The organism is Microbacterium sp. NPDC077184 (genome assembly GCF_040687055.1).
Lineage (GTDB): Bacteria > Actinomycetota > Actinomycetes > Actinomycetales > Microbacteriaceae > Microbacterium.
The window spans coordinates 60,480-73,247 of record NZ_JBFBMM010000003.1; the positions used below are offsets into that span (position 1 = coordinate 60,480).

The 12,768-nt window shown below is 67.6% G+C and carries 11 protein-coding genes; 10 read left to right on the forward strand and 1 reads right to left on the reverse strand.

All coding sequences use genetic code 11. The features are described 5' to 3' along the window. Positions 1-80 precede the first annotated feature (80 nt). The 4 genes from AB0O93_RS07360 to AB0O93_RS07375 all read left to right on the forward strand — a co-directional run bounded on the left by AB0O93_RS07360 (position 81) and on the right by AB0O93_RS07375 (position 5,235). On the forward strand, positions 81-1,463 hold the full coding sequence (locus tag AB0O93_RS07360) for an MFS transporter (protein ID WP_363341993.1): 1,383 nt from the start codon (positions 81-83) through the stop codon (positions 1,461-1,463). Positions 1,464-1,487: 24 nt separating this feature from the next. Next, complete coding sequence (locus tag AB0O93_RS07365) at positions 1,488-2,834, forward strand: FAD-linked oxidase C-terminal domain-containing protein (RefSeq protein WP_363341995.1); 1,347 nt, start codon at positions 1,488-1,490, stop codon at positions 2,832-2,834. Positions 2,835-2,968: 134 nt separating this feature from the next. Beyond that, positions 2,969-3,862 carry a formylglycine-generating enzyme family protein gene (locus AB0O93_RS07370; RefSeq protein WP_363341997.1) on the forward strand — a complete coding sequence of 298 codons (894 nt, stop codon included), beginning with the start codon at positions 2,969-2,971 and terminating at the stop codon, positions 3,860-3,862. Between the two features lie 41 nt (positions 3,863-3,903). Next, positions 3,904-5,235 (forward strand): chromate transporter, encoded by a 1,332-nt coding sequence (locus AB0O93_RS07375; RefSeq protein ID WP_363341999.1) that lies wholly within the window; start codon positions 3,904-3,906, stop codon positions 5,233-5,235. 16 nt (positions 5,236-5,251) lie between these two features. On the opposite strand, the gene AB0O93_RS07380 is transcribed toward AB0O93_RS07375, so the two are convergent. After that, positions 5,252-5,398 carry a hypothetical protein gene (locus AB0O93_RS07380; RefSeq protein ID WP_363342001.1) on the reverse strand — a complete coding sequence of 49 codons (147 nt, stop codon included), beginning with the start codon at positions 5,396-5,398 and terminating at the stop codon, positions 5,252-5,254. A 123-nt stretch (positions 5,399-5,521) separates the two neighbouring features. Between AB0O93_RS07380 and AB0O93_RS07385 the strand changes: the two genes are divergently transcribed. The 6 genes from AB0O93_RS07385 (at position 5,522) to AB0O93_RS07410 (ending at position 12,736) form a co-directional block, all read left to right on the forward strand. Beyond that, positions 5,522-6,994, forward strand: coding sequence for a family 43 glycosylhydrolase (locus AB0O93_RS07385; RefSeq protein WP_363342003.1), 1,473 nt, complete (start codon positions 5,522-5,524; stop codon positions 6,992-6,994). 91 nt (positions 6,995-7,085) lie between these two features. Beyond that, on the forward strand, positions 7,086-8,420 hold the full coding sequence (locus tag AB0O93_RS07390; protein WP_363342005.1) for an extracellular solute-binding protein: 1,335 nt from the start codon (positions 7,086-7,088) through the stop codon (positions 8,418-8,420). Between the two features lie 97 nt (positions 8,421-8,517). Next, positions 8,518-9,396, forward strand: a complete 879-nt coding sequence (locus AB0O93_RS07395) for a sugar ABC transporter permease (protein ID WP_363342531.1) — start codon at positions 8,518-8,520, stop codon at positions 9,394-9,396. Beyond that, positions 9,396-10,304 carry a carbohydrate ABC transporter permease gene (locus AB0O93_RS07400; protein WP_363342007.1) on the forward strand — a complete coding sequence of 303 codons (909 nt, stop codon included), beginning with the start codon at positions 9,396-9,398 and terminating at the stop codon, positions 10,302-10,304. Before AB0O93_RS07395 ends, AB0O93_RS07400 begins: the two co-directional genes overlap by 1 nt. A gap of 15 nt (positions 10,305-10,319) precedes the next feature. Continuing rightward, complete coding sequence (locus AB0O93_RS07405; protein WP_363342009.1) at positions 10,320-11,309, forward strand: LacI family DNA-binding transcriptional regulator; 990 nt, start codon at positions 10,320-10,322, stop codon at positions 11,307-11,309. Beyond that, a complete protein-coding gene (locus tag AB0O93_RS07410) occupies positions 11,306-12,736 on the forward strand; it encodes a glycoside hydrolase family 32 protein (protein ID WP_363342011.1) in 1,431 nt (476 codons plus the stop codon). The genes AB0O93_RS07405 and AB0O93_RS07410 overlap by 4 nt, the downstream gene beginning before the upstream one ends. Positions 12,737-12,768 lie beyond the last annotated feature (32 nt).

Genomic DNA, 12,768 nt, shown 5'->3' on the forward strand with positions numbered 1-12,768 from the left:
TATATTATCGACAGCGGCCCCGGCAAGCGATCGATTTGCGGCCCGCCGGAGACAACGTCGTCATCGAGGAGTCAGAGAAGATGAGCAGAACAACGCCCGAGGGGTTCACCCCGACCGGCACCATCAGCACACCCAAGGATCGCCGGCGCGTCGTCTTCGCCACGGTCGTGGGCACGACGGTGGAGTGGTACGACTTCTTCATCTACGCCCAGGCGGCAGGCCTCGTCTTCGCGCAGCTGTTCTTCGCGCCGCTCGGCGAGACGATGGGCATCATCCTGTCGTTCCTCACGGTGGGCATCAGCTTCCTGTTCCGCCCGCTCGGCGCCTTCCTCGCCGGACACTTCGGCGACAAGTACGGCCGTCGCATCGTCCTGGTGATCACGCTCATCCTCATGGGCGTCGCCACGACCCTGGTCGGTCTGCTTCCGACGTACGCCGCCATCGGCGTCGCAGCGCCGATCCTGCTCATCGTGCTCCGCATCCTGCAGGGGATCTCGGCGGGCGGCGAGTGGGGCGGCGCGGTGCTCATGGCCGTCGAGCACGCCCCCAAGAACAAGCGCGGACTCTTCGGTGCGTCCCCGCAGATCGGCGTGCCGATCGGGCTCCTCCTCGCCTCCGGGATGATGGCGCTGATGGCGGTGATCGCGCCCGGCGACGCCTTCCTCGAGTGGGGCTGGCGCGTGCCGTTCCTCTTCTCGATCGTGCTGATCCTCGTCGGCCACTACATCCGCCGTCGGGTGGAGGAGAGCCCGGTCTTCGTGGAGCTGGCCGAGCGCAAGGAGCAGACCCGCACCCCCATCGCACAGCTCTTCCGCAAGCACGCGCTGCTCGTGATCATCGCCGCGCTCGTCTTCGCGGGCAACAACGCCGTCGGCTACATGACCACCGGCGGCTACATCCAGAACTACGCCACCAACCCCGACGGACCGCTCGCGCTCGAGCGCAGCGATGTGCTGCTGGCCGTCACCGGTTCCGCGGTCTTCTGGCTGGCCTCCACCTGGGTCGCCGGATGGATCAGCGACCGGATCGGCCGCCGCACCACCTACATCGGCGGCTGGATCCTGCAGCTCATCGGCGTGTTCACCCTCTTTCCCCTCGTGAACACCGGCGAGATCGCCGTCCTGTTCACCGGACTGGCGATCCTCGCGATCGGGCTGGGGTTCACCTACGGGCAGCAGGCGGCGTACTACGCCGAGCTGTTCCCGGCATCCATCCGCTTCTCCGGTGTGTCGATCTCGTACGCGATCGGCGCGATCCTCGGTGGTGCCTTCGCGCCGACGATCGCGACGGCGCTCGTGCAGGCGACCGGAACGACGTGGTCCGTGACGCTCTATCTCGCCGGGATGACCGTGCTCGGACTGCTTGCGACGCTCGTGCTGCGTGATCGCACCGGCGTCCCTCTCGGCCCGGACTTCGAGGAGGAGCAGGCGAAGAGCCCGATCTACGGCCTGTCGAAGGCCTGAGTCACGACCCGAACGGAGATGCACATGCGGGAAATCGAAAGCCTGAGAAGCGTGCTGGGCGATCGCCTCAGCACCGACGCGGCCGAGATCGACGCCTTCGCGCGCGACAGCTCGCGCGCCCAGCCGGAGGGCATGCCCGTCGCGCTGGTGCACGCCGAGACCACGGCCGATGTCAGTGCGGCCCTCGCGTGGGCCGACGCCGGTGGCGTACCGGTTTCGGTCCGCGGCGCGGGCACGGGGCTCTCCGGCGGTGCCGTCGGCTACCCGGGCGGCCTCGTGATCTCCCTCGCCCGCATGAACCGCATCGTCGAGATCGACGCGGGCAACAGGCTCGCGACGGTGGAGGCCGGGGTCATCACCGCCGATCTGGATGCCGCAGCGGGGGAGCACGGGCTGTTCTTCCCGCCGGACCCAGCGAGTGCGAAGTGGTCCACGATCGGCGGCAACATCGCCGTCAACGCCGGCGGACTCCGTTGCGTCTCCCATGGGGTCACCACGGACTCGGTCGCCGGCCTCGAGGTCGTCCTGGCGGACGGACGCGTCATGCACACGGGCTCCCGCACCCGGAAGAACGTCACCGGTTACGACCTGACGAGCCTGTTCACGGGATCCGAGGGCACGCTCGGCGTCATCACCGCGGCGACCGTGCGCCTGAAACCGATCCCGCCGGGGGAGCCGCGTACCTTCCGCGCCAGCTTCGACGACATCGGCGATGCCGGTGCGGCGGTCACCGCGGTCGTGGCGAGCGAGAACACCCCGGAAGTCCTCGAGCTCATGGACGCGCTCAGCGTCGAGATCATCGAGTCCTTCCAGCCGAGCGGGATCCCGGTTCCGGGAGCCGCGATCCTCGTCGGACAGACCGTCGGCCGCGACGCACAGGAGAAGGCGGAGAAGATCCTCGAGATCGTCCGCGCGCACCGGGGCGGGGACCTCGAGATCTCGGCATCCGACTCTCTCCTGGAAGCGCGTCGCCTCGCCAACCCCGCCCTGACCGCCCAGGGGCTGCGGGTGTCGTGCGACGTCGGCGTGCCGGTGACCGAACTCGCGGCGATCTTCCGCGGCATCGACGAGATCGCGCGGCAGCACGGACGACGCATCTCGACGGTCGCCCACGCGGGCGACGGCAACCTGCACCCGACGGTCGAGGCGGACGACACACCGGAGGAGCATCGCGCGGCGGAGGCGGCGATCGACGACATCACGCGCCTCGCGCTGTCGCTCGGAGGCACGGTCACCGGCGAGCACGGTGTGGGCTCGGTGAAGAAGCATGAGCTGTCCTGGCAGCTCGACGCCGCCACCCTGGACGTGCAGGCCGCCATCAAGCGGGCGCTGGATCCGCGCGGCATACTGACACCCGGCCGCGGTATCTGAGGCCCGGGTGCCATCCGGCACAGAATGGATCGACGAGGTCGGAGCCGAGAGGGGGTGCGCCCGTGAGCGACGGCGCAGCAGGGTGCGGATGCGGGTGTGGAACGCCTTCCCGCAGCACGTTCGGAACGATCCCCGTGGGGGCGGCGGGCAGCGCCCCGTCGAGCACCGGGGCGGGGCATGAGCTTCCGCAGGCGCAGATCCCCGCGGGTTCCTTCGCGATGGGGGACTCGTCGGGAGACCGCAACCCGGGCGACGGCGAAGTTCCGGTGCATCGGGTGCGACTGAAAGGCTTCTCGATCGACGCGACGACCGTCACCAACGACGCCTTCGCCCGCTTCGTCGAAGCGACGGGATACCTGACGGAGGCCGAAACCTTCGGCTTCTCGGCGGTCTTCCACCTCGCCGTCGAAGCGATGCGCGAGGACATCGTGGGGCAGCCGTCGGGGACCCCCTGGTGGTTCGGGGTGCGCGGAGCGGACTGGCGGCACCCTCGGGGCCGTGGCTCGGACATCGTCGGGCTCGGCGACCATCCCGCGGTGCACATCAGCTGGAACGACGCGATGGCGTACTGCGCGTGGGCGGGACGCCGGCTCCCCACCGAGGCCGAGTGGGAGTACGCCTCGAGGGGCGGACTGGACGCCGCGAAGTACCCCTGGGGTGATCAGGAGGTCGATGACGGCGGGTGGCGGGCGAACATCTGGCAGGGCGACTTCCCGAGGACCAACACATCCGAGGACGGGTACCTGCTGACCGCCCCGGCAGATGCCTTCGCGCCCAACGGGTACGGCCTGTTCCAGACCGTCGGGAACGTGTGGGAGTGGTGCGCCGACTGGTTCGATCCCCACTACTACGGACGATCGCCCGGCGAATCGCCGACGGGGCCCGAATCGGGTTCGGCCCGCGTGCTGCGCGGAGGGAGCTATCTCTGTCACATCTCGTACTGCAACCGGTACCGCAACGCCGCCCGGTCGCAGAACACGCCGGATTCCTCGATGGGCAACGCCGGTTTCCGCACGGTCGCCGCGTGAGCGAGACGAACGGGGAGGGCTCGAGGCGGCCATCCCGCCGGATGACCCGCCTCCATCACTCCCTCGCGATGACGAAGGTGGGGGTCATCGGCTTCGGCGGCGGCAGCGCCCTCATCCCGGTGATGGAGAAGGAGCTCGTCGCTCCGGAACGGCTGAACGACGCGGAGTTCGTTCAGGACACGGTGATCGCCAACATCACCCCCGGTGCCCTGCCGGTGAAGATCGCGTCGCTGTCCGGCTTGCAGCTCAACGGCATCGTCGCGGCCTGTCTGGCCGGCCTCGCCGTCGCGCTCCCGGGGGCAGTCGGGACGGTTGCGCTGCTGGCGGTGTTCTCCCTCCTCGGCCCGGGTGCTGTCGCGGTCGTCGAGTTCGCCTCGCTGGGAGTGTCGGCCTTCATCCTCTATCTGCTCGCGCACTACGTCGCGAAGGTCGTGGCGCCCGGGGGCCGCGTGCGGCCGTCCGCCCTCGTCATCGCCGTGGCGGCGTTCGTCCTCTCGGGGGCGGGTCGCACGATCGAGTTGGGGGGCGAGGTCGTCGGGACGCCGCCCCCGTGGGTCCTCCCGGAACTGTCGGCCCTCGGGCTCGTGCTGCTGTCACTGGTGGTGATCGCGATGGTCACGCTGTGGCAGATGCTGCGCGGCGTGCGTCATCCTTCGACATCGGATGTCGACGGGGGCGCGAGCGCCACCCGTCCGCCGGGCGCCCGTCGAGCCATCACCGCGGCCGGGGTGCTCGCCACTGTCGCCGGCGTCGGCTTCGTCGTGGCACTCGCCGTCTCGCCCAGCCTGGCCACCGTCGGATTCCTCGGGCTCGTCCTCGTGTCGACCGTGTCGTCCTTCGGCGGAGGCGAAGCCTATGTCGGGGTGGCCGACGGGTTCTTCGTCGCCTCCGGACTCGTCGACGCGACCGTCTTCTACGGGCAGATCGTGCCGGTCGCGAACGCGCTCCCCGGACCGATACTGGTGAAGATCGCCTCCGGTGTGTCCTACGCCGTCGGCCTGGAGACGGGGTCGGTGGCGGCGGGGATCGTCTTCGCGACGGCATCCTTCCTCATCACCGTCGGAAGCTGCGCGGCCATCGCCCTGCTGCTCTTCGCCGGCTACGACCGGGCCCGCGACTCGGTGTTCGTCCGGAACATCTCGGCCTACATCCTGCCCGTGATCTGCGGCCTGCTCGCGTCCACCGCCGTTTCCCTGCTGCATGCCGGCGGCGAGATCGCCGAGGGGGCGGGCGTGGGACCTGTCTGGGTGATCGTCGGGTCGATCCTGCTCGCTGCCGCGGTCCCGCTGATGCGCAGAATCGTCCGGGTTCCGGACGTCGTCTTCATCGCGGTGTTCGCCGCGATCTCCCTCGCCGCGCTGTCGCTGATGTGATCGCCGCTCCGCGAGGTCAGGCCCCCGCGGCCACCCCTGCCCAGACGCGGTAGCGGGCGCCGCGGTGCTCGTCGGGCAGGCGGTCGCCGCGGCCGTGGAGCTTCTCGCGAAGAGTGCCCGGGGCGTACGAATCCGGGTAGATCCCGTGCGAACGTAATCGCACGCCTCTTTTGGTTAACCCCTTGACCACTCGATCCGAGCGCTGCTAACGTCACTGCGTAACCGATTAACCATGTCCGCAGCAGGCCACAATCCGGCGCTCCGATGCTCGATGATGAGGAAGTCCATGAACCAGCGAGGGTTCTTCCGCCCGCCCCAGGCTTGGGTCGGTGACGTCATTCCTTGGCAGGAAGACGGCACGTTCCATCTCTTCTATCTGCACGAGTCGCGCCAGGTTCCCAAGGTCGGCATGCCATGGCACCGCGTGGTCTCCGACGACCTCGTCGACTTCCGCTCGGCGGGTGTCGCCCTGGAATCCGGGGGGCCGGACAGCCCTGACTTCAATGTCTACACCGGCAGCATCGTCGTTGACGACGACGGCATGCACCACGTCTTCTACACAGGACAGAATCCCGACCGTCGTGGTGCCGACGGACTCCCTCTCCAGCTCGTGCTGCATGCAACGAGCCGCGACGGCATGAACACCTGGGAGCGACACCCGGAGCACACTTTCGGAGCGACCCCGGGCTACGAGACAGCAGACTGGCGCGATCCCTACGTCTTCCGCGACGCGGATGCCGGAGTGTGGCGGATGCTCGTGACCGCCCGCCACGTCGAGGGCCCCGTGCGGCGCCGAGGAGTCATTGCGCAGTGCGTATCCCACGACCTGCGCACGTGGGAACCGGTCGAGCCGTTCTGGGATCCGCGCCGCTATCTGGCCCACGAGTGCCCTGAGGTGTTCGAGTGGAACGGCTGGTGGTATCTCGTCTGGTCCGAGTTCAGCGATTCGTTCACGACCCGTTACCGTATCTCGCGCGATATTCACGGGCCGTGGCGCGTTCCCGAGAACGACACGATCGACGGCCGCGCCTATTACGCGGCGAAGTCGGCAGCGCGCGGTGATAGGCGCTTCTTCTTCGGGTGGATCTCCACCCGCGAGGGCGACACGGACGACGGCGCGTGGCAGTGGGCCGGGACCCTCGCCGTGCTGGAGGCAGAGCAGAACACCGACGGGACGCTGCGTTTCCGCCCACCGCGCGAGCTGGCCGCGAGGTTCGACGATCGCATCGCTGCGTTGACTTCTGGTGCGGTTCTTTCGGCTCCCGATGGCTACGCCGACCTGATCCTGCCCGAGGATGTTCCGCGGTCGTTCCGCGTCGACGCCCGGTTCGACATCGCCCCCGACACCACCGAGTGCGGCCTCCTGCTCCGCGCGACCGCGGACGGCGATCAGGCGTACGCGCTACGGCTCGAACCGAAGCGGGGGCGCCTCGTATTCGACCGATGGCCCCGTCGAACCACCGGGGGAGAGCAGTGGCAGATCTCGGGCGATGTTCCCTTCGCGGTGGAGCTCGAGCGGCCAGTTGCCCTCCCGCCGGGAGAACACCGACTCGAGGTGATCGTCGACGGCGACCTCTGTGTCGCGACCGTCGACGACGCCGTGAGCCTCAGCACTCGGCTCTACGACCGCACCGCCGGACACGTCGGCGCGTTCGTCGGAGAGGGAACGATGATCGTGACCGATCTCGTCGTCAGCGCGCCTGGCGCGGCCGACGAGGCACGATCACGAGTGCCCGTCCCTCTCGCCACGACAGCCTGAACCATTCACGGCGCCTCCTCGTCGAGCCCAGATCCGCCTTCACCTGACACCCCCTCCACCCGTAACCCTGAGATCAACGGAGATTCCACCCATGTTCACCACCAAGCGCATCGCGACCGGGATCGCCCTGGCCGCTGCCGTCACTCTCGTACTCACCGGGTGCGCGAGCTCCAGCGGAGCCGGCGACCCCACCGACGTCGACCCCGAGGGCGAGATCGAGCCCCGTGCGATCTCCTGGCTCCTTTCGCGGCCCGCCGACGGCGGCGTCATCACCGCCATGGAGCAGATCGCCGAAGAATACGCCGTCGAGAACCCCGGCTTCGAGCTCGAACTCATCACGACACCGGACCGCCCCTCGTACATCCAGAAGTATGAGACTCTTGCCGCCGCGAACAGACTCCCCGAGCTGTTCGACACCGACGCGACGCCCTTCGCGCAGAAGCTCGCCGAGCAGGGGCGGATGCTCGACGTCGACCTGCTGCTCGAAGACCTCGGCTTCGCCGACGACTACCGCGAGGCGGCGCTGAACTACCAGCGCTTCGACGACGGCTCCCTGTACATGGTGCCGTTCGAATTCCAGCTGGAGTTCTTCTGGTACAACAGCGGCCTCTTCGACGAGGCCGGTGTCGAGGTGCCCGCGACACTCGACGACTTCGCGCCGATGTGCGAGGCTCTCCGGGCGAACGGCATCACCCCCATCGCCCTCGACGGTGCCGACGGGTGGCCGCTCGAGCGGTACATGGCGTATTACCCGTTCCGCCAGGCCGGGCCCGAATACGTTCAGGAGCTCAAACTCGGCGAAGCGTCGTTCTCCGACGCGCCGGGTCGCGCCGCCGCCGAGTGGCTGTACGGCCTCGGTCAGGCGGGTTGCTTCCAAGAGGGATTCTCGTCCACCGGCTACGCCGACGCTCAGGCGCAGTTCACGTCCGGACGCGCCGCCGTCTACAACATCGGTACGTGGGAGCTGACGAACCTCGCGACCGACAACCTCGACGCCGGAGTGCGCGATGCGATCGACTACTTCACCCTCCCCACGATCGAGGGCGCGGTGACCGCCGACAACGAGTACGTCACTCCGTCCGGCATCGGTATGGCGGTCAACTCCAGCACCTACGACCCGCTCGTCCGCGACTTCCTTCGCTACGCGCTCGAGCGATACCCCAGCATGGTGGCCGAGAGCGGCGCCCTCTCGCCTACTGTCGGTGTCGACACGACCATTCCGGATAATGCCACGCCGCTCTACTCTCGCGCTATCGAGCAGGCCGACAACGTCGGCCCTGCCATCGCGATGCCCTGGGACACGCAGCTCGACCCGGCCACCAACACCCGCCTCCAGCAGGAGTTGACGTTGCTTGTCCAGGGTGACATCACGCCCGACGAATTCATTGAGACGATGGACGCCGCGCTCACGGAGAACGTCGGCTGACATGGCGACCACCATGGTGACCGGTCGGCCGGGGGCGGCGCCCCGGGCCGACCGGTCCGGCACCCGACCGGCGACGAAGCGAGGTCTGCGCACCTCGATGCTTCCCCGCCGGTCCGGGCTGTCCGTCGTCGTCTTCCTCGTCCCCCCGCTGCTGCTGTACGGCGCGGCCGTGCTGCTTCCCATCGTCCAGTCGCTGGTCCTGAGCCTGTTCTCGTGGGACGGGATCACCGACCTCATCTTCGTGGGCGTCGACAACTACATCAAGATGTTCACCCGCGACGACGTCTTCTGGACGGCGTTCGGCAACGCCCTCGGCTACCTCGCCATCTGCCTGGTGCTGCAGTTGGGGGGCGCGCTCGCCGTCGCCGGGCTCCTCACCGCGCTTCCCCGGGCCCGCGAACTGGTCAAGACGCTCTACCTGCTGCCCGCGGTCATCTCGACCGTCGCAATCGCTTTCCTCTTCGTCCGCATCTACTCGCTCGAGCCGGTCGGTCTGCTCAACCAGCTCTTGGCGTTCGTGGGCCTCGAAGGATTGCAGACGGCGTGGCTGTCGAACGTGCAGACGGTGCTCGTCGCCGTGTCGATCCCAGAGGGGTGGCGCTTCACCGGTCTGTACATGCTGATCATCTACGCGGCGCTCCTCGCGGTACCCAAGGAACTCGAGGAGGCCGCCCGCCTCGACGGGGCGTCGTGGTGGCAGACGTTCTGGCGCATCCGGTTCCCCTACATCCGTCCCGTGTGGATCACCACCACGGTCATGGCCACGACGTTCGCTCTCCGAGGCTTCGACATCCCGTATCTCCTGACCAACGGAGGACCGGGCCAGTCATCCGAGCTGCTCACGACGTATATGTACAAGACAGCTTTCGTTCACACCGACTACGGCTATGCGAGTGCGATCTCGGTCTTCATCGTCGTCGAGTGCCTCGTCGCCGTGGGCCTGATCTTCCTGCTCCTGCGTCGAAAGGACGCGTGATGTCGACGACATTGCCTTCACCGGTGGCGACACCCTCCCCCAGCCAGATAGCGGGTCCCATCAGGCCCCATCGTTCACAACGACTGCGCGTGCAGCGGACGTTGCTCACCGTGACCGTCGTGCTCATCGTCGTCGTCCAGGTGTACCCACTGGCGTGGTTGTTCCTGACAAGCTTCCGCACCCCGGCGGACTTCGCCGGCGGAGATCCCTTCGCCATCCCGTCGGAGTTCACGCTTGACAACTATGCGCGCGCCTTCGAGACAGGGAACCTCTGGCTCAACATCGTCAACAGCCTGATCGTCACCCTGGGCGCGAGCGCGCTCATCGTCGTAGCCGGGATGATGGCCGCCTACGCGTTGCAGGTCTTGGGATTCCGATTCAGCACGCTCGTGCGCTCCGTCTTCCTCCTCGGAATCATCGTCCCGGTGCAGATCGCGCTGGTGCCGCTGTTCATCGACTATGCCCAGATCGGGCTGCTCGATACTCACGTGTCGATGATCCTGCCGCTCGCGGCGTTCTCCCTGCCGATGGGTGTCTACCTGTTCTCGTCGTTCTACGAGTACATTCCCCGCGAACTCTACGAGGCGGCGTCGCTCGACGGTGCGGGTCCGTACCGCATCTTTCTGCAGATCACGGCGCCCCTATCGGTCAACACGATCATCACAGTGGTGCTCGTCAACAGCATCTTCATCTGGAACGATTTCATCTTCGCGAACACCTTCGTGCTCTCGGACGGGCTGAAGACCATCCCCTTGGGGCTGCAAAACTACATCGGAGCGATGGGGAACACCGACTGGACCGCCACCTTCGCGGCGGTGTGCGTCACCGTCACGCCGCTCCTGCTGGTCTTCCTCGTATTGAACAAGGCGATGATCGCAGGCCTGGAAAGCGGAGCTACCAAAGGATGAACAGGTGACTCACTGATGAGCATCACAATGCGCGATGTGGCGCGAGCGGCCAATGTCTCGGTCGCGACCGTCTCGCACGTCATCAACGACAAGCCGGGAGCGCGCATCGGAGACGATGCGCGGCGGCGCGTGCTCGACGCGGTCGCGGAACTCGGATACCGGCCCAACGCACTGGCCAAGACGCTCTCGCAAGGCGGATCACGGTTCATCGGACTCGTTGCAGATGCGATCGCGACGACCCCGTTCGCCGGCCAGATCATCCACGGCGCGCAGGATGAGGCATGGCGACACGGCTACGTGCTGCTCGTCGCGAACACGGAGGGAAACACCGCCGCGGAGAACGATGCCATCGCGATGATGCTCGAACATCAGGTCCGGGGCATTCTCTACTCCACCTGGTACCACCGTGAGATCGAGGTGCCGGCCTTACTGAAACAGACCGAGACGGTGCTCGTGAACTGCTTCTCCGAGGACGACGCTTACCCGGCGGTCGTGCCCGACGAGCAGCAGGGCGGCCGGACCGCCACTGAGGAGCTCATCGCCGCCGGGCACCGTCGGATCGCCATGGTGAACACGACGACGCCCTCGCCTGCACAGACGGGCCGGCTTGCCGGGTACGCGTCGGCGCTCGCCGCAGCCGGCATCGATTACGATTCCTCGCTCGTGTTCGCAGCAGAGTCGGCGCAGGAAGGCGGCTACGCCATCGCGCCCGCGGTCATCGCCTCAGGCGCCGAGGGCGTCTTCTGTCACAACGACCGCGTAGCGATGGGACTCTACGACGGTCTCCGGGAGCGCGGCCTGCGTATTCCGCAAGACATGGCCGTCATGGGCTTCGACAATCAGGACGTCATCGCAGCGCACCTCCGGCCGCCGCTGTCGACGGTGGCCCTTCCCCACTACGAGCTCGGTGCCGCGGGTGTGCGAACCCTTCTGGGCCTCGAGACCATCACCGGATCCGATCGCCTGCTTGTCACGTGCCCTCCGGTCGTGAGGGCCTCGCTGTGATCCCTCGCCCGCGATTCCATCTCACGCCCGAGCGCAATTGGATGAACGACCCGAACGGACTCGTCCACGTCGACGGGGTCTGGCACGCTTTCTTCCAGCACAACCCGGAGGGTATCGACTGGGGAAACATGAGCTGGGGCCACGCCAGCAGCGTCGACCTCGAGCACTGGCGTTCCCATCCGGTCGCGCTGCGCCACGGTGAGGACGAGCAGATCTACTCCGGCTCGGTGGTGGTCGATGACCACGGCAGCCTCACCGCGATCTACACCAGCGCCTACACCCGGGGTATTCAGGCGCAGTCGCTCGCTGTCAGCCACGACGGCGGCGAGACCTGGATCCCGCATGACGGCAACCCGGTGCTCGACCGCGGCTCGAGCGACTTCCGTGATCCCAAGATCGTGCGGCTGTCGTTCGAACCGGGCAGCGAGCGCTGGGTCATGGTCGCTGTCGAGGCGGTGCAACGCCGCGTGCTCTTCTACGCCTCGGACGATCTGCGGACCTGGCGCGAGACCGGTTCCTTCGGCCCGGTCGGGCCCGACGGGGTGGTGTGGGAGTGCCCCGATCTCGTCCTCCTGCCGCAGGACGACGACCCCGCGCAGTCGCGATGGGTCCTGCTGTTCAGTACCAACTCTGTCGGCCCGGATCCCGACCCCGAGGGCTCGATGATGCACTATGTCGTCGGCTCCTTCGACGGCGACACCTTCACCGCGGATCGCGGGCAGCTGGAGCGGCTGGACCACGGGCGTGACTTCTACGCGGGTGTCACCTTCGACAACGCGCCCGACGGTGAGAGAGTCCTGCTCGCGTGGATGAGCAACTGGCGCTACGCCCACGCAATCCCCGCGACCACGTGGCGTGGTGCGATGTCGTTGCCGCGCCGACTTTCATTGCGCACCGTGGGGGACCGGTTGCGTCTTGTGCAGCGTCCCGCGGCGTTCGTCGAGCGCCACCTCGCCCGGGCGACGTCGATCGCGCCCGCCGAGCCGATCACGCTGGCGCCTCACGCGCTCATCGAGGTGAGCTGGACGTCCGCCCTCGCCGGTGGAGTGCGTCTCCAGCTTGCAGGAGTCGGTGACGCAACCGCCGAGATCGTGTACGACACGGTGGGGGCAGAGCTATCCGTAACGCGCGCGGGCAGGGCCGCACGCGAGGTCCACCCTGATTTCCCGTCCTGCAGCGTGGCCCCGCTGAACCGAGCTGACGGCCCGGGGCGTTTATTCGTGAGCCTAGACGGCCCCCTCCTGGAGGTGCTCGCCGAGGACGGTGTGACAACCGTGTCGACTCTCGTCACGCTGGGCGGCGATTCCGTCACCCTGACGGCGCACGTCGATGAATCAGCATCCCTCGAGGCCCTGAGCCTGCGCGCCACCGAGGTCGGCGTGCGCGATGGCGCGCTCAAGCCCGGGGCCCTCGTCGCGTCTGCCTGACCCTGCTCCATCCCTCTCATCACAAGGAAGTG

Excerpts from the sequence above, each read along its gene's own strand:
- AB0O93_RS07390 (WP_363342005.1), top strand. The coding sequence starts at position 7,086 with ATGTTCACCACCAAGCGCATCGCGACCGGGATCGCCCTGGCCGCTGCC.
- AB0O93_RS07385 (WP_363342003.1), top strand. The coding sequence starts at position 5,522 with ATGAACCAGCGAGGGTTCTTCCGCCCGCCCCAGGCTTGGGTCGGTGAC.
- AB0O93_RS07365 (WP_363341995.1), top strand. The coding sequence starts at position 1,488 with ATGCGGGAAATCGAAAGCCTGAGAAGCGTGCTGGGCGATCGCCTCAGC.
- AB0O93_RS07395 (WP_363342531.1), top strand. The coding sequence starts at position 8,518 with ATGCTTCCCCGCCGGTCCGGGCTGTCCGTCGTCGTCTTCCTCGTCCCC.
- AB0O93_RS07400 (WP_363342007.1), top strand. The coding sequence starts at position 9,396 with ATGTCGACGACATTGCCTTCACCGGTGGCGACACCCTCCCCCAGCCAG.
- AB0O93_RS07360 (WP_363341993.1), top strand. The coding sequence starts at position 81 with ATGAGCAGAACAACGCCCGAGGGGTTCACCCCGACCGGCACCATCAGC.
- AB0O93_RS07405 (WP_363342009.1), top strand. The coding sequence starts at position 10,320 with ATGAGCATCACAATGCGCGATGTGGCGCGAGCGGCCAATGTCTCGGTC.
- AB0O93_RS07375 (WP_363341999.1), top strand. The coding sequence starts at position 3,904 with ATGACCCGCCTCCATCACTCCCTCGCGATGACGAAGGTGGGGGTCATC.